This is a genomic window from Dactylosporangium siamense (assembly GCF_016862795.1).
In the GTDB taxonomy this organism is placed as follows: domain Bacteria; phylum Actinomycetota; class Actinomycetes; order Mycobacteriales; family Micromonosporaceae; genus Dactylosporangium; species Dactylosporangium siamense.
Map to the genome: position 1 here is coordinate 16,043 of NZ_BONQ01000207.1, position 17,667 is coordinate 33,709.

Genomic DNA, 17,667 nt, shown 5'->3' on the forward strand with positions numbered 1-17,667 from the left:
GGCATGGCACGGGTACTGGTAACGGGTTCGACGGACGGCATCGGCCTGGAGACCGCGGCGCAGCTGCTGCGGCTGGGACACGACGTGGTCCTGCACGCGCGCAGCACCGCGAGGGCCGCCGCGGCCGGGCTGCCCGGGGTGCCGACCGTCGTCGGTGACCTCGCGTCCCTCGCGGAGACGAAGGCCCTCGCCAGGGACGCCGGGGTCTACGACGTGGTCGTGCACAACGCGGGCATCGGCGGGCAGGACGAGCGACAGGTGACCGGCGACGGCCTCGAGCGCACGTTCCAGGTCAACACGCTCGCGCCGTACGTGCTGACCGCCCTGATGCCACGGCCGGCCCGTCTCATCTACCTCTCCTCCGGACTCGAGTCGGTCGGGGTCGCCGACCTCGCCGACCTGCAGTACGAACGCAAGCCCTGGCACGGCATGCAGGCCTACAGCGACTCGAAGCTGCACGACGTGGCACTCGCGTTCGCGGTGGCCCGGCTGTGGCCGCAGGTGCGCAGCAACGCCGTCGACCCCGGCTGGATCCGCACGAAGCTCGGCGGTCCCAGCGCCACCGACGGCCTGCCGGAAGGCGCCGAGACGCAGGTGTGGCTGGCGACCGCCGACGACCCGGCGGCGGCGGTCACCGGCCGCTACTTCAAGCGCCGCACCGACCTGAAGGCCAACCCCGCCGCGTACGACCGGTCCGTCCAGGACGGGCTGCTCGCCGCGTGCGAGGCGCTGTCAGGGGTGAAGCTCACCAGCTGATGGTGGTGCCGTCGCGGTAGCCGACCCGCCGTGGTCCGACCGCCGTTGGCCGGTCCACGAGCACGCACACGTCCTCGCCCGGCCACCACCAGCCGGCCGCGCGGGCGAGTGCGGACCACTCGTCGAGCTGCTCGGCGTCGCGTGGCCGGTAGCTCGCCAGGCCGAGCTTGCGGATGGTGTCGTGCAGGCCGATCCAGGTCGCGTCCTGCTGGCCGTACCAGCAGACCGGCAGTGTCCCTTGTGGACCCAGGGTGGCCCGGACCGGCCAGGTGAGCCCGGCCGCGATCGGGATGTGCAGCGACTGGCGCAGCACCTCCCGCAGCGGCACCCCGGCCTCGATCGCGCGCTCCGGTGGGAGCACCGGCCAGGGCTTGTGCCGGTCCTCCTTCTCGGGCTTCTTCACCGTCGCGGTCAGGTCCGGCAGGGCGGGCGCGTCGTCGAGGGCACCGCGCAACCGGGCGAGGGCGGTGGCGATGTCACCGGCGATCGGTGGTGTCCCTTGTGGACGCCGGGCGAGCACCCACGACTGCAGGTCGCGATGCGTGGGCAGGCCGGTGAGCAGCGGCAACGCCTTGCGGGGCGAGTCGACCCAGCGGAACGCCGGCGCACGACGGTGCAGCCGGCGGTAGATGCCGGCGATGAGATGTTCGGTGGTGGCCCGGTCTGCGGGCCCGGTGGAACGTCCCACCTCGAGCCACTCGCCGAGAATGGGCTCCGCGCGATGCCACAGCTCGATGAGATGAGCCGGCGAGCGGGGAACAGAGCGGATTGCGGGGGCAGCGGCGACACGCCGCGCCGTGGCGGTCAACGCGCGAGGGCGGACGCGCCCTTCCGGTGAGTGCTGATCATGTCGTCCATTGTGCGGGTACGGCGCCGCCGCCCGCAACCCCGCCTCACAGTTTGACGAGTCCGGCGCCGGTCGGGGTGAAGCCGCACGACGACAGGTAGAAGCCGGCCAGATGATCCTCGAAGTCGACGTGCAGCCACTCGCACCCGCCGGCCCGCGCCCCGTCGACCGCGGCGGCGACCAGCGCGGTCCCGACGCCCCGGCGCCCCGCCGCGCCGGCCACGACGGTGTCGAGCACGAACGCGTGACCCGCACCGTCCCAGGCGACGTTGACGAACCCGACGAGCGCGTCGCCGTCGCGGGCGCACACCCAGCCGAGGCTGTGCCGGTTGACCCGGGCCCACCAGCCGCTGCCGGTCGGCGGATGCCCGAATCCCTCCGCGTGCAGCGCTTCGACCTCGGCGTCGGCGAACGCACCACGCCACGAATAGTTGACCGTCCCCGTCACCGACATGGATGGAACCCTACCTGTCGGTGACCGGCAGCGGGCTATGCTGCGGGGATGTCCTTCCGCCAGGGCACGGGCCGGCTGTGCCTGGACTTCGTCCACACGCTGCGCGACCGTGGCACCGGCCGGCCCGTCGACGACCTCTGCGACGGCCCGGCGCTCGCCGCCTGGGTCCGGCAGTTCGGCCCGGTCGCGCCGGCACCGGGCAGCAGCGTGCCGGGGGTGATCCTCACCGGTGCCCAACGCCTCCGCGAGGCGGTCCGCACGCTGGTCATCTCCGATACCCCGAAACCCGACGCACGGGACACGCTCAACGACGCGGCGGCCCGTTCGGTGCCGGTGCCGTTCCTCGACCCTGGCGGCGCGCTGCGCTGGCAGGCCGCGGACCCGGTCACCGCCACCCTGGCGCTGGTCGCCCGGGACGCCCTCGACCTGGTCACCTCGCCGGCCGCGGGCCGGGTCCGGGCGTGCGCCGACCCGGCGTGCCAGGCGCTGTTCCTGGACGCCTCGCACACCGGCACCCGCCGCTGGTGCTCCGCCGACCCGTGCGGCAACCGGGCCCGCAAGCGTCAGATCCGCGGCGCGCTCAGCGGCGCACCACCAGATCGGTGAAACCGCACGCTCAGCGGTGCACCGTCAGCCGGGTGAACTCCTCCAGGGTGCCGTCGAACAGCACGTCGGACACCTGGGTCAGCAGCACCCGGACCGTGCCGGTGGCCGGGCTGTTGCTCCAGGTCGTGCCGTAGCCACCCTCCCAGCCGTACGTGCCGTCGGCGTGCACCGACATGCCGTAGCCCCAGCCTCGGCCGCCGAGCAGCATCCCGCCGCCCTCGATCTGCGCCGGCGTCAGGTGGTTGGTGGTCATCGCCTCGACCACCGACGACGGCAGCAGCGACCGTCCACCGTGGAGCATGAACCGGCCGAACGCCAGCACGTCGTCCACAGTGGATGCCAGCCCGGCCGCACCGTCCGGGAACACCGGCTCCCGGGTCCAGTCCGAAGCGGTCGCCACGTCGGTCTGCTGTTCGCCACCGAAGTACTCCGCCGGCAGCTCCCGGGCCCGGTCCGGCGGCAGCGTGAACCCGGTCGAGGCCATGCCGAGCGGGTCGAACAGCCGCTCCCGCAGCAGGTCACCGAGGGGCATCCGGGCCGCCCGCGCCGCCAGGACGCCCAGGATGAGGCCGCTGCTGTTGTACGCCCAGCGCTCCCCCGGCTGGAACAGCAGCGGCAGCGTCCCGAACCGCCGCATCCACTCGTCGACGCCGTGCGGGGTCCTCGGGTCGGGCCGGCCCAGGGTCAGGTGGAGGTCGTCGGCGGCCCGCACCACCGGGTACGGCGGGTTGATCGGCGGGTCGGCGGCCGGGTCGAGCAGCAGCCCGTGCCCCATCCGGTAGGTGAACACGTCCTCGACGGTGATCGCCCGCCGCGCCGGCACCGTGTCGTCCACGTCGGCGTCCAGGCGCCGCAGCACCCGCGGGCCGGCCAGCTCCGGCAGCAGCCGGTCGACGGGCTCGTCGAGGGCCAGGAGCCCGTCCTCGACCAGCATCATCGCGGCCACGGCCACCATCGGTTTCGTCACCGACGTGAGGCGGAACGGCGTGTCGCGGCGCATCGCAGCAGCGTCACCGCCGAACGCCGCCGAGCCGAGGACCTCGACCCGGGCCGGCCCGTCCGCACCCGCGACGGCCGCGACCAGACCCGGCACGGTGCCCCGGTCGACCAGTCCCTGCATGTTCCGGTACAACTCGTCCATAGGTTCACCTTATGGTGGTCCCCGTGGAGACGTCCCTGACCGCAGCGGTCGACGCGTTGCGCCGTTCCGGCCTGGAGCCGGTCATCCGCCAGGCACCGCGCCAGTGGTCGGCGAGCCCGGTGGAGCCCGGTGCGTGGGTGCGGATGCCGGGCGACGAGGCATACGCGGTCGTGACCGTCGCCGACATCCGCCCCGGTGAGCAGGTCGGCGACTGGGAGCCGGTGCGGACGCTGCCGGACCCGACCGCGGTCCTCGGTTTCGCCGCCGCGTTCTACGAGCGCCGCCCCGACGCCGACACCCAGCCGCTGGAGCACGGTGACCCGGTCGCGGTGGCGTCCGGGCAGTTCCACTCGGTGTTCCCCGAGGACGTCGTGGCCGCCGTCGAGGACTGGGCGCAGTGGGAGGCGACCTGGTCGGTCATCCCCGCGGGCGAGCCCGCGGCGCGGCGCCGGGCCCGGCTGCAGCGCCTCGCCAGGTCGAAGGTGGCCGGCGGCGACATCCCCGTCGACGTCGCCCTGGACCCGATGCTGCTGTCGATGCTGTCCGACCAGCAGGCGGAGGACCTCGACGAGACCATCGCCGGGCTGTTCCTGCCCGGGATCCGCTGGTGGTTTCCGCGGGACCGGACCGGCGGGCGGCTCGCCGGCCGGACGCAGGTGCTGCTGCGTGAGGTCGTGCCCCCGGCGAGCCCGGCGGGCAAGGGCATCTGGCTGGTCGTGGGCACCGCCCCGGGGGGTGGGCTGCGGGCCGGCCTGGCCAGGGTCGTCGGCAAGTCGACCTATCACCGCTGGGACCGGATGCCGCAGTACTGGCACGCCCCGGCCACGGACGTCGAGGAGCTGTGGGGCGTGGACAGGCTGCGGACCGGCCTGGTCGCCGCCGCCGTCGACGCGCTGCTCACCGGCCGCGCCCTGGACGCCCTGGACCTGTGCGGCGTCAGCACGGACCGGGCCACCGCCCGGGTCCTGCAGGGGCTGCCGGAGAGCTTCCGGTTGCGGGAGTGGACCGACAAGTGGACCACCAACGCGACCGGCCTGATGACGAACGCGGCCCCGTGGCGCTGGTCCGCGGCGCTGGTGCGTGGCCAGCGTCCCCGCCGCCTGGAGACCCTCGGCGGCTTCGGCGCCAGCCGCCGGCCCGGGCTGTTCCTCGGCTCCGCCGGCGGGACCCCGCACCTCACGTTCGCGCAGAGCGGCAGCCCCCTGGTCGCCCCGCGCGCCGAGTGGGAGCGCGACCTGGACTACGACCTGGTGAGCCTCGGCCTCATCACCCCCGACCAGATCCCGCTGCGGGGCCGGTGACATACGCTGCGGGGCATGGCGCTGCATGAGGTCGTGCCCGGGGTGCACGCGTGGGTCCAGCCGGACGGCACCTGGTGGGTCAACAACGCCGGTGCCGTGGCGGACGGCGGGCAGGTCCTGCTCGTCGACACCTGCGCGACCGAGACCCGGACCCGGCGGTTCCTGGCCGCGGTGGACGAGGCCACCGGCGGCGGCCCGATCCGGCTCGCGGTCAACACCCACCAACACGGCGACCACACCTACGGCAACAGCCTCCTGCCCGCCGCGACCGTCGTCGTCGGCCACGAGCACATGCGGGAAGGCCTGCGCGTCGACCCGGTCATCGACGGCTGCCCGCCGCTGTGGGAGCCCGTCCCCGACTGGGGCGCGGTCACCCGCCGGCTGCCCGACGTGACCGTCCGCGACCGGCTCACCCTCCACATCGGACAGCGGCAGGTCGACGTCGTGCATCCCGGCGGCCCCGCGCACACCACCGGCGACCTCGTCGCGTGGCTGCCGCGGGAGCGCGTGCTCTTCGCCGGTGACCTGGTCTTCAGCGGCCTCACCCCGCTGGTCTTCATGGGCTCCGTCACCGGCGCGCTGGCGGCCCTGGACTGGCTCGCCGCGTTCGAGCCGGCGCACCTGGTCCCGGGGCACGGCCCGCTGCTCACCGCCGCCGACATCCCGCCGGTGTTCGACGGGATCCGGCGGTACTACCAGCTGGTGCTGGACACCGCCGGGGAAGGTGTGCGGGCCGGGCTGACACCCCTCGAGGCCGCCCGCGCGTGCGACCTCGGCGAGTTCGCCGGCTGGGCGGACGCGGAGCGGATCGTGCCCAACCTGCACCGCGCGTACGCCGACGCGCTCGGCACCGAACTCGACGTGGTCGCCGCCCTCACCGACGCCGTCGCCTGGCGCGGCTCCCTGATGCCGACCAAGGTCTGAACGGCGCGACGGCGCCCGCCCGCCGTGGCCGCTGCGGCAGGCCGCTGCGGTCGCGAAGTGCCGCGCGATGGCGGCCCGCCCAGGCGTGCACCCGGGCCGGTGGCAGCGCCACGTCGCGGCCACCCTGGGTCTTCGCGGTGATCCGTCAGTAGGATCGTTGCGATGACGGACTGGATCTTCGATGTCATCGATCAGCTGGGCCCGGTCGGGGTGGGAATGCTCATCGCGCTGGAGACCCTCGTGCCGCCGATCCCGTCGGAGCTGATCCTGCCCCTCGCCGGGTTCCGGGCCCGGGCCGGTGCCATGCACCCGGTGCTCGTCTGGGTGTCCGCGACGGTCGGTGCCGTCGCCGGGTCGCTGGTGCTGTACTGGGTGGGCGCCCGGCTCGGGTATGACCGCCTGCACCGCCTGGCCGGCAAGCGCTGGTTCCTGCTGACCGGCCAGCGTGACCTGGAGCGCGGCCGGCGGCTCTTCCAGCGGCACGGCTCGTGGTTCGTGGCGCTGTCGCGGTGCGTGCCGATCCTGCGCAGCCTCGTGTCCATCCCGGCCGGGATCGAGCGGATGCGGCTGCCGAAGTTCGTGCTGCTGACGACCGCCGGCTCCGGGGTGTGGAACGCGCTGTTCATCGGCGCCGGCTGGCTGCTCGCCGAGCGGTGGCAGCAGGTCGAGCGGTTCAGCGCGCCGGCCGGCACCGCCGTCGGGGTGCTGCTGTGCGCCGGCCTGGCCGTCCTCGTGGCCCGCAAGCTCCGCCCGTCATGACCGGGAATTTCCCGGGTACGTCCGTTGTCGACAGGAAGTAGGCGACGATTCGAGGAGCGACAACGTGGCGAGCAACATCGTGGCGTGCCCGCAGTGCGGGAAGCGCAACCGGGTCCCCGGCGCGGCGAAGGGGACGCCCGCGTGCGGCAGCTGCGGCGCCCGGGTGCCGTGGATCGTCGACGCCGGCGACGATACGTTCGCCGAGGTCGCCGAGGGGTCCTCGACCCCGGTCCTGGTCGACCTGTGGGCCCAGTGGTGCCAGCCGTGCCGGGCGGTGAGCCCCGCCCTCGAACAGGTCGCCACCGAGCTCGCCGGCACGGTCAAGCTGGTCAAGGTCGACGTCGACGTGGCGCCGGGGCTGTCGCAGCGCTTCGAGGTGCGAGCCGTGCCGACGCTGATGATCATCAAGGACGGCAAGGTCGTCGCCCGCCAGTCCGGCGGCGCACCGGCCGCGACCCTGCGCCGGTGGGTGGAGCAGAGCCTGGCCACCGCAACCTGACGCTACCGCTGCCGCACCTTCGTGCAACTCACCTGTCGGGTGATCGGTCCGATGTTGCTGAACGTCGGAGGTCGGCAGGCGTACGGGCGAAGGGGAACACGATGGCGAAGGACGAGAAGGACAAGGCGACCGAGGAAGCCCCCAAGAAGGGCGGCAAGAAGAAGCTCATCATGATCCTCGCGATCGTCCTCGTCGCGCTCGGCGGCGGTGGCTACGGTGGCTACCTCATGTTCGCGCCGAAGCCGGCCGCGGCGGTGGAGAAGCTCGTCGCGGGGGTCGTCGTGCCGCTGGACGCGGTCACGATCAACCTGGCCGACGGGCACTACCTGAAGCTGAAGATGACGCTGCAGGCGACCGACAAGGCGGCCGAGGCCCCGGACGGCAGCAAGGCGCTCGACGCCGCCATCTCCCTGTTCAGCAACATGGACTCCAAGGAGCTGCTGACCAACGAGGGGCGCGAGAAGTACAAGACGCAGCTCAAGGAGAAGGTCATCGTGGCCTACACCGTGAGCAAGGAGAAGGAGATCATGGACGTCTACTACACGACGTTCGTGATCCAGTAGGACGGCGCCGCCGCTCCGACGTGGTGGCAGTGATACCAGTGGGGCCCGTGTGTTCACGGGCCCCACTTCCGTGTGGTCAGCCGGTGCGCCGCCGCAGCAGGCGCTCCGCGACGACCGTGGTCCCGGGCGCGTCCCGGCCGCCTGGGCCTGGCAGGACCGTGACGTTGTCCAGGTGCAGCTCACCGCCGCACTGGTCGCAGGTGACGCGCGGGGTCGCCGGCTGGCCGCACCCCTCGTGCCGCAGGCGCATCGGCGGCCCCTCTGGTGCCTCGTGCCGGTCGCCCCAGGCCATGACGGTCAGCGCGACCGTGAACAGGTCCCGCCCCCGGGGCGTGAGCAGGAACTCGTCGCGGGGCGGGCGCTGCTCGTAGCGGCGGCGAACGACCAGACCGTCGGTGACCAGGCGTTCCAGCCGGTCGGCGAGCATGTTGGTGGCGATGCCCAGGTCCCGGCGCAGCTCCTCGTAGCGGTTGACGCCCAGGAACAGGTCCCGCAGGACGAGCAGCGTCCACGGGTCGCCGACGATGCCGGCGGTGCGGGCGATCGAGCAGTGCATCGCGGCGAAACGGTCCCGGTCCACACCCCCGAGCCTAGTGCATTGCAAGTTGCAAGCGACTAGGCTGTGCGGCATGTACCACGCGATCACCCGGGCCAGGGTCCGGGCACTGTGGCGGCGGATCGGCACGGGCGAGTATCAGGTGGCGGTCGCGACCGCCGCGCCGGACCTGGAGTTCCACTTCGCCGGGCCACCCCCGATCGGGGTGCACCTGCGCGGGCGGGACGCGTTCGCGGACTGGTTCCGCGGCGTGTTCGAGCTGTTCCCCGGCCTGCGGATCACGCTGACGGACGTGGTCGTCACCGGCTGGCCGTGGCGCACGACGGCGGTGGTCAAACTGCGCCTGACCGCCCGCCTGGCCGACGGCAGCACCTATGAGAACCAGGCGATGCAGTGGGTACGGTTGCGCTGGGGCCGAATGGTCTACGACGAGGTCATCGAGGACACCCACGCACTGGCGGCGGCGCGGGCGGTGCAACTGGGGCTCACGGGGCCAGCCGCAGCGTGAGGTAGGGGATCGCGCCCGGCTCCGGCTCGTAGCGGTCCACCTCGACGAAGCCGCGCGCCTCCGCGAACCGGACACCACCGCTGTTGGCCGCCCACACCACCGTCTCGACGGCGGGTGCGGCGTGCTCGGCGGCCTGCCGCATGGCCCGCTCATACAGCGCCGCCCCGATCCCCCGGCCGCGGTGACCGGGCAGCACCCGGACGATCACCGTGGCCGCCGCGCCGCCCTCCTCGGGCGGCCGGACCGTAGTGCAGCCGACGAGGTCGTCGCCGTCGTAGGCGACCTCGAGAAGGTACTTCCCGGCCCGCTCCCGCGCCTCGTCGAGGGACATCGCGGCGTCCGGCACGACGGTGTTGTGCACCTGCCGCCAGTCCTCGAGACCCGACTCGTCCGCCGGCGGTTCGATGCGCAGGTTCGTCACGTCGCGGACGCTACCGCCCCGGACACGAAAAAGGCGCCCGGGTGGGCGCCTTTTCGTGTGCTGCCGGGGTTACAGCACCCGGCGGCCGCGCCCGGAGACGCCGACCACGAGGGCCACGCCCACGGCGGCGAGCAGGACCTGGACGAGCAGCTCGCCCCAGTCGACGCCCGGCGTGTCCGTGGCGATGCCGAGCGCGTTGGCCAGGACGGTGCCCAGCAGCGCCGCGACGACACCGATGACCATGGTCAGCCAGATCGGGATGCTCTGCCGGCCCGGGACCACGAGCCGCCCGAGCGCGCCCACGATCAGACCGACGATCAGCGCGGTGATGATCCCAGTGACGGTCATTGCTCCTCCTCCATCGTGACGTTGACGTCTGATCCAGTGATGCCCGTCCACCGGGAGATCGAAACGCACCGCACCCGTCCGGCGGCAGCTATCGTTACCCATCTATCGATATCGGGGGTTTTGCCGTATGAGAGTCATTGCTGCCGTCGCGGCCGGGGTCACCGTCGCCGCGACACTGCTCACCGCCACCAGCGCGTCCGCCGCGGCGGCGCCGACCACACTGCCGGCGGGACAGTTCACGCTGTCGTCGAACTACCACCAGTTCGACACCGTGAACACGGCCCTGGTGTCCACACTGGGCACCGCGGCCGTGCACACCGTCATGGACAACGCCAACCATGACCGGTCCGGGATCACCGACTCGCTCGGGATCACCTACGAGACGGGGTTCCAGTTCGACTCCGGCGACGACGGCGACTGCACCAACTTCCCGCAGGGCATCACCACCAGCCGGGACGCGATCGGCACCGCCAACAGCGGCAACTACGACGGCCACCAGCTGGTCCTGGTCAGCTGGTACACGAAGGACGGCTGCGACGGCGCGTCGTCGCGCAGCCGGATCACGCTCGTGGACTGGGACGCCACGTATCCGAACAAGTACCGCAAGATCCTGCTGGTCGAGCCGACCGGCACGGCGGCGGCGCCGGACTTCAAGGACGTCAAGGTGCACGCCGGCGGCGTCTCCTGGTTCGGTGACTACCTGTACGTCGCCGACACCGGGCACGGCATGCGGGTCTTCGACCTGAGGAAGATCCTCAAGACGAACACCGGCGGGACCGCGGGCCAGATCGGCCGGCAGAACGCCACCACGTATTACGCGCACAACTACGCCTACGCGCTGCCGCAGATCGGCACGGTCACCGCGGCGACCACGTCGGGCACGAGCCTGGCCTGGTCCACGATCTCGCTGGACCGGGTCAGCCGGTCGATCGTGATGACCGAGTACACCTGCTCGTCCGGGTGCACCGACTATCCCAACCGGGCACCGCGGGCGGTCCGGTTCCCGTTCGCCGCCGGCGCCACCACGTTCGCCGCGAGCACCACGGCGACGCAGGCGCTGCAGCTGCCCTGGTACAAGCTCAACGGCGTCGCGTCCCACAACAACCGCTGGTGGTTCAACTCGTCCGGGTCCAAACAGCTCTACTACTGGACGCCGTCGGCGGGGTCGCACACCTATGCGTGGGTCAGCGGCGGCGAGAGCATCAGCTACTGGGAGGACGCCGCCGAGGCGGACCTGCTGTGGTCGCTGCAGGAGCAGGTCGGGCACCGCAACGTGTTCGCGGTGAAGCAGGCCAACTTCGACGGCTGACCGGACCGCTGCCCGCCGTCAATTCGGTCGACGGCGGGCAGCGGCCGTCCCTACCCTCAAGGGATCATGTCGACGACCAAACGGCCCGACCCGCGCCTGATTCGCACCGACGACTCCTGGCTCACCCTGCCCAACCCGCACGGCGTGCCCGTCGAGATCTGCGCCGGCCCGGACGTGCCGATCGAGTCCGCGGCCGTCGACGAGCTGCTCACCGTCCTGGAGACCGAGGCGACGCTGCGCACCCTCGCGGCCGCCACGCCGGGCCTCGACGAAGCGCCCCGCATCGACCGGGTCGTGTGCACGCCCGACTTCCACAAGGGCGCCGGCATCCCGATCGGCACCGTCATCCGCACCCGCGGCGCACTGATCCCGCAGGCGGTCGGCAACGACATCAACTGCGGCATGCGGGTCGAGGCGACGTCGTTGACCGTGGACCGGGTCCGGCCGCACCTCGACCGGCTCGAAGGGCACCTGCGGCACCTGTTCTTCGAGGGCGGCCGGCAGATCGGCCTCACCCCGGCACACCGCGAGGGCCTGCTCCGCGAGGGTCTGCCGGGGCTGTTCTCCGCCGGTGGGCCGGGGCACCGCCTCCACCCGCAGGTCCGCGACGAGGATCTCGACGGCCTCCTACACACCGCCGCGTATCCGGCCGCCTCGGCGGAGGGCTTCCGCGACTGGATCACCAGCGGCGGCGGCACCAGCTTCGACAGCATCATCGGCAGCGTCGGCGGCGGCAACCACTTCGCGGAGCTGCAGTACGTGTCGCAGGTCCACGACGGCGCGGCCGCCTACGCCTGGGGCCTCGCGCCCGGACGGGTGGTGCTCATGGTGCACAGCGGGTCGCTGTCGCTGGGGCACCAGGCCAACGCCACCGGCCAGGACCAGGCGCGGGCGCTGTGGCCGAAGGGCGTGCCGGCGCCCCGGAACCGGATCCTGCCGATGCTGCTCGACGAGGCCGGCGCGGCCCGCCGCGAGCGGTACCTGACCGCGTTCGCCAACGCGGCGAACTTCGCCATCGGCAACCGGTTCTTCCTGGCGCTGATGATGCGGGCGGGTCTCGCCGCCGTCGCCGGTGACGTCGGGGCCAGGCTGGTGTACGACGCGCCGCACAACCTGTTGTGGCCGGCCGCCGACGGCACCGTCGTGCACCGCAAGGGCGCCACCCCGGCGGGCGGCGCCACCAGCGAGGCGCAGCCCTGGGGCGAGCCCGTCATCGTGCCCGGTTCGATGGGCGCGCCGAGCCACCTCCTGCGCGGCCTCGGCAACACCCGCGCGCTCACCAGCGCCTGCCACGGCGCGGGTCGCAGCATCCCGCGGGGTTCGGCGTCGCGCGGCAGCGACGCCGAGCTCGACGCGTTCCTGGCGGAGTTCCGGGTCGTCACCCCGCTCAACCACCGCGACCCCGCCGTGGCCGGCCGGCGCGACATCATCGAGGCGTGGCGGCGCGACCTCAAGCAGGAGGCGCCGTGGGCGTACAAGGAGGTCGGGGCGGTCGTGCACAGCCTCGGGACCGCCGGGGTGGCGACGCCGGTCGCCGAACTGCGCCCGCTGCTCACCGTGAAGGGCTGATGTCGCACACCGGGTGCGACGGCACCGGCGGCCGGCACGTGACACTTCGCGTTCGAAGTGCCGGCGTTGGAGGCAGCGGTGGACACGAAGAGCAGCGTCAGCATGCCCGGAACCGCGGGTGAGCACCTGTTGCAGCAACGGTTCGGGACCGTCGAGCGGGCGGACCGCTTCTACCGGCAACAGGTGCTGCCCGAACTGAACGCCGACATGACGGACTTCGTCGGCCGGCAGGAGATGATGTTCGTCGCGACCGCGAGCGCGCTCGGCCACTGCGACTGCACGTTCCGCGCGGGACCGCCGGGCTTCGTGCGGGTGCTGTCGGCGGGCCGGGTGGCCTGGCCGGAGTACCGCGGCAACGGCGTCATGGCGAGCCTCGGCAACATCCTGGAGAACCCGAACGTCGGCCTGATCTTCGTCGACTTCCTGCGGGACGTGATCGGCCTGCACGTCAACGGCCACGCCACGATCGTGCCGGACCCCGAGATGCGCCGCGCCTTCCCGGAACTGCCGGTGGAGACCGTCCCCGGGCGCAAGGCCGAGCGCTGGGTCAACGTGCACGTCGAGGAGGCGTACATCCACTGCGCCAAACACATCCCGCGGCTGCGGAAGGTCACCGCCGAGGAACGCGCCTGGGGCACCGACGACATGCACCGCAAGGGCGGTGACTTCTTCAAGGCCGCGGCCGCACCGGACCGCTAGAGCCGTGTCCACCGACGTTGGCCGGGTTCTGTCACCCCCGTGCTTGGGTGTCGGTGTGCCCCGTCGCGTTGTGATACTTCGAGCCACGAAGTATTGTCCGGGGCATGACGGAGCAGACGTACTACGTGCTCGCCACGCTGCTCGACGGACCGCGACATGGATACGCGATCATCAAGCACGCGCTCGAGCTCTCCGGCGGCCGGGTGAAGCTGCCGGTCGGCACGCTCTACGGCTCGCTCGACCGGTTGGCCGACCAGGACCTGATCGAGGTCGACCACGAGGAGATCGTGGCCGGCCGGCCGCGCCGCTACTTCCGGCTCACCGACGACGGGCGGCAGGCGGTCGTGACTGAGGCCGCGCGCATGCAGAAGGCCGCCCGCCTGGTGTTGCGCCACACCGCCGTGCGGACGGCGACGGCATGAGCGAGGTGCTCGCCCGGCGCTACGGCCGGCTCGTCAGGATGTATCCGCGGGCCTACCGCACCACCCACGGGGACGAGATCGTCGACACGCTGATGGCCGTGGCCCGGCCCGGTCAGCGCCGGCCCGACGTGCGCGAGACCGTGGCCCTGGCCGTCGAGGCGACGAAGCTGCGCGCGGCCGGCATCGTCAGCGGCGGCCCGGTGTGGTGGCTCGACGGGCTGCACATGGCGACGTTCCTGCTCGCGCTCGGCGCCCTCGCCACGGCCGTGGGCCAGACCTGGTTCCAGGGGCACTACGTCGTCTGGCCGGTGCTGCTGGCCGCGGTGGTCGTCGCGCTGCTGATCGGCAGGCCCTGGCTCGCGCTGCCGTTCGCGCTCGTCGCGGTCTTCGCCGTCAGCCGCCTGCACCTGCGCAAGGTCTGGCCGTCGCTGGACGAGCTGCCGCCGTTCTCGCCGCAGCCGGCCACGCGGGCGGAGCTCGCGCCCTGGCTGACCCTGCTCGTCGGGGTGATCGCGCTGGGCGTCCTGTCCCGGCGCGGCAAGCTGCGCCGTCGGTCGTGGTGGTGGCTCGCGGTGCCGGTGGCCGCGTTCGCCGCCCGCCAGGCGTCGATCGCCTGGCCCGCGTCGCCCGGGTGGGTGGCCGCCGTGGCGATCGGCCAGATCGCCCTGCTGAGCCTCGCGCTCGGCTGGACCGTGATCACCCGGGACGCCCGGTGGGCACCGGCCGCGGTGGTGTTCTTCGCGCCCGACGCGGTCTGGCTGCGCTACAACCGGTGGACCGACCCGAGCCCGCTGGGCCTCACCTACTGGGGGATCGTCGGGGTGCTGACGCTCGCGATCGTGGTCGCGGCGGCGTGGCCGAGGCGGCGCCGCCGGCCCGCGCAGACGACCAGCTGATCCGGGCCCGCCGGCGCACCCCTGTCACGTGCGGGGTGTGCCGGCGATGCCGTCCAGGACGGTGGTCAGGTTGCGCTCGAAGGTCTCCTCGGCGTCGAGGTGGGCACCCTCGATGACGAGCCGGGCGACGGTGGGATACCTGCCGGTGCCCAGCATGCGGGTGAGGTAGGGGCCGAGGCCGGCCTGGAAGGCGGCCACGTCGGTGCCGGTGGCGCGGGCGGTGCGCCGCTCGGTGACCTCCCGGCGGACCGCCCCGGTGATGAAGGCGTTGAGGGCGCCCAGTGCGCGCTGAAGGTCGTCGATGCCGTGCACGTGGGGGGCCTGGCTCATCGCCGCCGCGGTCGCCTCGCCCACGGCGAGCGCGTGCGGTCCCAGGTGTGGCCGGCCGCCGTGCAGGTCGGAAAACCACTCGTGCTCGAGGGCTGCGGCGCGGGTCGCGCGGGCGACGGCCAGCACCGTGGCGCGCCACTCGGCGTGCTGACCGGCCTCGGCGATCCGGGCGTAGACGGTGTCGACCATCAGATCGAGCAGCTCGGACCGGTTGAGCACGTAGTCGTAGAGCCGCATCGGACCGACGCCGAGCTCCTTGGCGATCTTGCGGACCGACAGCCCGTCGAGGCCGTGTTCGTCGGCGACCCGGATCGCCGTGGCGGCGATCTTCGCACGGCTCAGCGGCACCGGCGCCGCCCGCGGCTGAGGCTCGGGCCGTTCCCAAACCGGCATCGGCGCGCTACCGTACGGTGTATCCATGAGGTACATCGTACGGTAACGGGGGATGATGATGCGAATCGCGATCGCCGGCGGTGGCCTCGGCGGCCTGACGCTGGCCCGGATCCTGCACCGGCACGGCATCGACACGGTGGTGTACGAACGCGAGGCGGACCGATCCACCCGGGCCCAGGGCGGCATGCTCGACCTGCACCCGGAGTCCGGGCAACAGGCGCTGGCCGACGCGGGCCTCACCGGCCGGTTCCGGTCCGAGGCCCGGCCGGAGGGCGAGGAACATCGCATCCTCGACCCCGCCGGTCACGTCCTCGTGCACCACAGGCCGCAACCGGGCTCGTTCTCCGGGCGCCCCGAGATCGACCGCGCCGCACTGCGTGACCTCCTGCTCGACTCGCTCCCCCGCGACACGGTGGTCTGGCAGCGCCGGCTCGTCGCGGCGACACCACGACCCGGCGGAGGCTTCGGGCTGGCGTTCGACGGCGGCCACCGCGCCGACTGCGACGTCCTCATCGGCGCGGACGGCGCCCGCTCGGCCGCCCGGGCCCTGCTGACCGACTCGCCGCTGTCCCCCGTGGCCACCCACGTCGAGCTGAGGATCACCGACGCCGACCGTCGCCACCCCGAGCTCGCCGAGCTGGTCGGCCCCGGAAACCTCTGGTGCATCGGCGTGCGCCGGACCCTGTCGGCGCAACGCCTCGGCGACGGCGAGATCCGGGTCGGGATCTCCCTCCCCGCGGACGACCGCCTGGACACCTACCGCAGCACATCCGCGCTGCTGGACCTGTTCGACGGCTGGGACCCCAGGCTCACCGCACTCATCGAAGCCGGCGACGGCCCGCCCATCCCACGCCTGATCGAGGTGATGCCCACCGGCACGCGCTGGGACCACCGGCCGGGCATCACCCTCATCGGTGACGCCGCGCACCTCATGCCGCCGGTCGGCGAGGGCGCCAACCAGGCCCTGCTCGACGCCGCCGAGCTCGCCGCCGCACTCGTGGCCGACCCCGCCGACCCCGACGCGGCGATCCGGGCCTACGAGGAGGCGATGTTCGCCAGGATCCACCCGATCGCCGAGATGTCCGCCCGGGTCCACGCGATGATGCTGTCCCCGACCGCGGCGCAGGACATCGTCCGCTTCTTCACGCCCCGGTCCGCCGCCTGACCCTTGTGCGGCGGCGCGCGATCAGCGCGCGGCCACCGGAAGTCGACCGCGGTCGGTGCCGGGTCGGTCGAGCGCGGCGGCACGGATCGAGGCCTGGTCGACGGTCGCGGTCCGGGACTCACCGGTGCCGAGATCAGTGACCGTCACGAGCAGGATGCCGTTGGCGTCGATGTCGAAGATGACCTCGAGGCGGGGCACCCAGCCGGGGCGGGCGGGATGCCGGTGATGTCGATGGTGAGCAGCCGCCGGTTGTCCGCCGCGGCGGCGTGCTCGCCCTCCAGGACCCGGACCCGGACCGCCGACTGGCCGGCCGCGCCGGTGGTGAACAGGTGCCGGCGCAGGGTCGGAATGGTGGTGTTGCGCTCGATGAGCCGCTGCGTGCCACCGCCGGCGGTCTCCACACTCAGGGACATCGGCGCCACGTCGAGCAGCAGCAGGTCCAGGACCTTGCCGGTGAGCAGGCCCGCCTGCACGGCCGCACCGGCCACGGCGCTGGACGGGTCGAGCAGGATGCCGCAGCGCACGTTGCCCCAGGCGCTCGGGTGGGTCAGCACCACCGCACCCGGCGGCCCGCCGGCGACCCGGGCCGCCTCGCCCGCGACGGTTCGCAGCACCGCGGCGATCAGGTCGACGACGGGCACCGATCGCTCCGCCAGCCACACCGTGCCGTGATCGACGCACTGCTTCGGGTTCGGCTCCCACCCGGCCGGCGCCGACACCGCCGCGTGCTCGCCGTTGACGCCGGTCAGCAGGCCGCCGTCGACCGCGGCGAACACCCCGGAGCTGAGCAGCGGCGACACCCCGAACAGCAGTGGCCTGACCCGCCCGTCCGGCCCGGCCAGCATCGCCACGGTGTTGGACGTGCCGAAGTCGATCCCGAGCTGGTAACCAGCCGAGCGCACGCCCAGCACTGTAGGCACCCAGGCCGCCCGTGTCCCGCCACCCAGCCGAGCACCGCGGTGCCGCCGGAACTCGCCAACCCAGCGGCCGCACGGGCGGCGCTGCACTGGGACGTGCGGCCTACTTCAGCACCGCCACCGACAGCGCGCTGGCAAAACTTCCGCCAAATCACCCGAATCAAGGCGCCAACAAGGCCCGCACCAAGGTCCAACGATCTTGGCCGCTTGATCGAAGGCGCCGGGTGGTCGCCCGGACGACCACGGCACTCCTTCGATCTGTGAAGGGTTTTGTCAACTGGTGG

The 17,667-nt window shown here is 72.9% G+C and carries 23 protein-coding genes; 14 read left to right on the forward strand and 9 right to left on the reverse strand.

The window, feature by feature from the left end; all coding sequences use genetic code 11:
- Positions 1 to 3: 3 nt before the first annotated feature.
- Complete coding sequence (locus tag Dsi01nite_RS55485; RefSeq protein WP_203854616.1) at positions 4 to 756, forward strand: SDR family NAD(P)-dependent oxidoreductase; 753 nt, start codon at positions 4 to 6, stop codon at positions 754 to 756.
- On the opposite strand, the gene Dsi01nite_RS55490 is transcribed toward Dsi01nite_RS55485, so the two are convergent.
- Both Dsi01nite_RS55490 and Dsi01nite_RS55495 read right to left on the reverse strand, forming a co-directional pair.
- Complete coding sequence (locus Dsi01nite_RS55490) at positions 746 to 1,444, reverse strand: DUF6745 domain-containing protein (RefSeq protein ID WP_203854617.1); 699 nt, start codon at positions 1,442 to 1,444, stop codon at positions 746 to 748. The genes Dsi01nite_RS55485 and Dsi01nite_RS55490 overlap by 11 nt on opposite strands.
- A 205-nt stretch (positions 1,445 to 1,649) precedes the next feature.
- Positions 1,650 to 2,057: a GNAT family N-acetyltransferase gene (locus tag Dsi01nite_RS55495; RefSeq protein ID WP_203854618.1), complete on the reverse strand. Its 408-nt coding sequence runs from the start codon at positions 2,055 to 2,057 to the stop codon at positions 1,650 to 1,652.
- A 48-nt stretch (positions 2,058 to 2,105) separates the two neighbouring features.
- Here Dsi01nite_RS55495 and Dsi01nite_RS55500 point away from each other — a divergent pair, with 48 nt between their 5' ends.
- Positions 2,106 to 2,663, forward strand: coding sequence for a CGNR zinc finger domain-containing protein (locus tag Dsi01nite_RS55500; RefSeq protein ID WP_203854619.1), 558 nt, complete (start codon positions 2,106 to 2,108; stop codon positions 2,661 to 2,663).
- A 10-nt stretch (positions 2,664 to 2,673) separates the two neighbouring features.
- Here Dsi01nite_RS55500 and Dsi01nite_RS55505 read toward each other — a convergent pair whose 3' ends face one another.
- On the reverse strand, positions 2,674 to 3,804 hold the full coding sequence (locus tag Dsi01nite_RS55505) for a serine hydrolase domain-containing protein (RefSeq protein WP_203854620.1): 1,131 nt from the start codon (positions 3,802 to 3,804) through the stop codon (positions 2,674 to 2,676).
- Between the two features lie 23 nt (positions 3,805 to 3,827).
- On the opposite strand from Dsi01nite_RS55505, the gene Dsi01nite_RS55510 reads away from it, so the two are divergent.
- The 5 genes from Dsi01nite_RS55510 (at position 3,828) to Dsi01nite_RS55530 (ending at position 7,850) form a co-directional block, all read left to right on the forward strand.
- A complete protein-coding gene (locus tag Dsi01nite_RS55510) occupies positions 3,828 to 5,105 on the forward strand; it encodes a hypothetical protein (protein ID WP_203854621.1) in 1,278 nt (425 codons plus the stop codon).
- A gap of 15 nt (positions 5,106 to 5,120) precedes the next feature.
- Positions 5,121 to 6,029, forward strand: a complete 909-nt coding sequence (locus Dsi01nite_RS55515; RefSeq protein WP_203854622.1) for an MBL fold metallo-hydrolase — start codon at positions 5,121 to 5,123, stop codon at positions 6,027 to 6,029.
- A 162-nt stretch (positions 6,030 to 6,191) separates the two neighbouring features.
- A complete protein-coding gene (locus Dsi01nite_RS55520) occupies positions 6,192 to 6,788 on the forward strand; it encodes a DedA family protein (protein ID WP_203854623.1) in 597 nt (198 codons plus the stop codon).
- A 64-nt stretch (positions 6,789 to 6,852) separates the two neighbouring features.
- Positions 6,853 to 7,287: a thioredoxin gene (gene trxA / locus Dsi01nite_RS55525; protein ID WP_203854624.1), complete on the forward strand. Its 435-nt coding sequence runs from the start codon at positions 6,853 to 6,855 to the stop codon at positions 7,285 to 7,287.
- A gap of 101 nt (positions 7,288 to 7,388) precedes the next feature.
- On the forward strand, positions 7,389 to 7,850 hold the full coding sequence (locus Dsi01nite_RS55530) for a flagellar basal body-associated FliL family protein (protein ID WP_203854625.1): 462 nt from the start codon (positions 7,389 to 7,391) through the stop codon (positions 7,848 to 7,850).
- A gap of 76 nt (positions 7,851 to 7,926) precedes the next feature.
- Here Dsi01nite_RS55530 and Dsi01nite_RS55535 read toward each other — a convergent pair whose 3' ends face one another.
- Complete coding sequence (locus Dsi01nite_RS55535) at positions 7,927 to 8,430, reverse strand: winged helix-turn-helix transcriptional regulator (RefSeq protein ID WP_203854626.1); 504 nt, start codon at positions 8,428 to 8,430, stop codon at positions 7,927 to 7,929.
- A 49-nt stretch (positions 8,431 to 8,479) separates the two neighbouring features.
- Between Dsi01nite_RS55535 and Dsi01nite_RS55540 the strand changes: the two genes are divergently transcribed.
- Complete coding sequence (locus tag Dsi01nite_RS55540) at positions 8,480 to 8,914, forward strand: nuclear transport factor 2 family protein (RefSeq protein ID WP_203854627.1); 435 nt, start codon at positions 8,480 to 8,482, stop codon at positions 8,912 to 8,914.
- Here the strand turns inward: Dsi01nite_RS55540 and Dsi01nite_RS55545 are convergent.
- Positions 8,892 to 9,335: a GNAT family N-acetyltransferase gene (locus Dsi01nite_RS55545; protein ID WP_239137251.1), complete on the reverse strand. Its 444-nt coding sequence runs from the start codon at positions 9,333 to 9,335 to the stop codon at positions 8,892 to 8,894. The genes Dsi01nite_RS55540 and Dsi01nite_RS55545 overlap by 23 nt on opposite strands.
- Positions 9,336 to 9,404: 69 nt before the next feature.
- Positions 9,405 to 9,683 (reverse strand): GlsB/YeaQ/YmgE family stress response membrane protein, encoded by a 279-nt coding sequence (locus Dsi01nite_RS55550; protein ID WP_203854628.1) that lies wholly within the window; start codon positions 9,681 to 9,683, stop codon positions 9,405 to 9,407.
- Between the two features lie 127 nt (positions 9,684 to 9,810).
- Between Dsi01nite_RS55550 and Dsi01nite_RS55555 the strand changes: the two genes are divergently transcribed.
- From Dsi01nite_RS55555 to Dsi01nite_RS55575, 5 genes are all read left to right on the forward strand, one after another.
- The gene (locus tag Dsi01nite_RS55555; protein ID WP_203854629.1) at positions 9,811 to 10,992 is read left to right on the forward strand and encodes a hypothetical protein; all 1,182 of its coding nucleotides are present in this window, start codon (positions 9,811 to 9,813) and stop codon (positions 10,990 to 10,992) included.
- Between the two features lie 66 nt (positions 10,993 to 11,058).
- On the forward strand, positions 11,059 to 12,561 hold the full coding sequence (locus tag Dsi01nite_RS55560; protein WP_203854630.1) for an RtcB family protein: 1,503 nt from the start codon (positions 11,059 to 11,061) through the stop codon (positions 12,559 to 12,561).
- A 78-nt stretch (positions 12,562 to 12,639) separates the two neighbouring features.
- Positions 12,640 to 13,260, forward strand: a complete 621-nt coding sequence (locus Dsi01nite_RS55565; protein ID WP_239137253.1) for a pyridoxamine 5'-phosphate oxidase family protein — start codon at positions 12,640 to 12,642, stop codon at positions 13,258 to 13,260.
- Between the two features lie 104 nt (positions 13,261 to 13,364).
- Entirely contained in the window at positions 13,365 to 13,682 is a 318-nt protein-coding gene (locus Dsi01nite_RS55570) for a PadR family transcriptional regulator (RefSeq protein ID WP_203854631.1), read from the forward strand.
- Positions 13,679 to 14,578: a hypothetical protein gene (locus Dsi01nite_RS55575; protein WP_203854632.1), complete on the forward strand. Its 900-nt coding sequence runs from the start codon at positions 13,679 to 13,681 to the stop codon at positions 14,576 to 14,578. Before Dsi01nite_RS55570 ends, Dsi01nite_RS55575 begins: the two co-directional genes overlap by 4 nt.
- A 24-nt stretch (positions 14,579 to 14,602) precedes the next feature.
- On the opposite strand, the gene Dsi01nite_RS55580 is transcribed toward Dsi01nite_RS55575, so the two are convergent.
- Positions 14,603 to 15,328, reverse strand: coding sequence for a TetR/AcrR family transcriptional regulator (locus Dsi01nite_RS55580; protein WP_239137255.1), 726 nt, complete (start codon positions 15,326 to 15,328; stop codon positions 14,603 to 14,605).
- A 25-nt stretch (positions 15,329 to 15,353) separates the two neighbouring features.
- Between Dsi01nite_RS55580 and Dsi01nite_RS55585 the strand changes: the two genes are divergently transcribed.
- Positions 15,354 to 16,466, forward strand: coding sequence for an FAD-dependent oxidoreductase (locus Dsi01nite_RS55585; RefSeq protein WP_239137257.1), 1,113 nt, complete (start codon positions 15,354 to 15,356; stop codon positions 16,464 to 16,466).
- Positions 16,467 to 16,487: 21 nt separating this feature from the next.
- On the opposite strand, the gene Dsi01nite_RS58660 is transcribed toward Dsi01nite_RS55585, so the two are convergent.
- Both Dsi01nite_RS58660 and Dsi01nite_RS55590 read right to left on the reverse strand, forming a co-directional pair.
- On the reverse strand, positions 16,488 to 16,613 hold the full coding sequence (locus Dsi01nite_RS58660; protein WP_275423524.1) for a hypothetical protein: 126 nt from the start codon (positions 16,611 to 16,613) through the stop codon (positions 16,488 to 16,490).
- A complete protein-coding gene (locus tag Dsi01nite_RS55590) occupies positions 16,610 to 17,368 on the reverse strand; it encodes an Hsp70 family protein (RefSeq protein WP_203854634.1) in 759 nt (252 codons plus the stop codon). The genes Dsi01nite_RS58660 and Dsi01nite_RS55590 overlap by 4 nt, the downstream gene beginning before the upstream one ends.
- Positions 17,369 to 17,667: the final 299 nt, after the last annotated feature.

Excerpts from the sequence above, each read along its gene's own strand:
- Dsi01nite_RS55505 (WP_203854620.1), bottom strand. The coding sequence starts at position 3,804 with ATGGACGAGTTGTACCGGAACATGCAGGGACTGGTCGACCGGGGCACC.
- Dsi01nite_RS55575 (WP_203854632.1), top strand. The coding sequence starts at position 13,679 with ATGAGCGAGGTGCTCGCCCGGCGCTACGGCCGGCTCGTCAGGATGTAT.
- Dsi01nite_RS55580 (WP_239137255.1), bottom strand. The coding sequence starts at position 15,328 with ATGGATACACCGTACGGTAGCGCGCCGATGCCGGTTTGGGAACGGCCC.
- Dsi01nite_RS55540 (WP_203854627.1), top strand. The coding sequence starts at position 8,480 with ATGTACCACGCGATCACCCGGGCCAGGGTCCGGGCACTGTGGCGGCGG.
- Dsi01nite_RS55515 (WP_203854622.1), top strand. The coding sequence starts at position 5,121 with ATGGCGCTGCATGAGGTCGTGCCCGGGGTGCACGCGTGGGTCCAGCCG.
- Dsi01nite_RS55550 (WP_203854628.1), bottom strand. The coding sequence starts at position 9,683 with ATGACCGTCACTGGGATCATCACCGCGCTGATCGTCGGTCTGATCGTG.
- Dsi01nite_RS55555 (WP_203854629.1), top strand. The coding sequence starts at position 9,811 with ATGAGAGTCATTGCTGCCGTCGCGGCCGGGGTCACCGTCGCCGCGACA.
- Dsi01nite_RS55520 (WP_203854623.1), top strand. The coding sequence starts at position 6,192 with ATGACGGACTGGATCTTCGATGTCATCGATCAGCTGGGCCCGGTCGGG.
- Dsi01nite_RS55585 (WP_239137257.1), top strand. The coding sequence starts at position 15,354 with ATGATGATGCGAATCGCGATCGCCGGCGGTGGCCTCGGCGGCCTGACG.
- Dsi01nite_RS55560 (WP_203854630.1), top strand. The coding sequence starts at position 11,059 with ATGTCGACGACCAAACGGCCCGACCCGCGCCTGATTCGCACCGACGAC.
- Dsi01nite_RS55495 (WP_203854618.1), bottom strand. The coding sequence starts at position 2,057 with ATGTCGGTGACGGGGACGGTCAACTATTCGTGGCGTGGTGCGTTCGCC.
- Dsi01nite_RS55500 (WP_203854619.1), top strand. The coding sequence starts at position 2,106 with ATGTCCTTCCGCCAGGGCACGGGCCGGCTGTGCCTGGACTTCGTCCAC.
- Dsi01nite_RS55530 (WP_203854625.1), top strand. The coding sequence starts at position 7,389 with ATGGCGAAGGACGAGAAGGACAAGGCGACCGAGGAAGCCCCCAAGAAG.
- Dsi01nite_RS55570 (WP_203854631.1), top strand. The coding sequence starts at position 13,365 with ATGACGGAGCAGACGTACTACGTGCTCGCCACGCTGCTCGACGGACCG.
- Dsi01nite_RS55485 (WP_203854616.1), top strand. The coding sequence starts at position 4 with ATGGCACGGGTACTGGTAACGGGTTCGACGGACGGCATCGGCCTGGAG.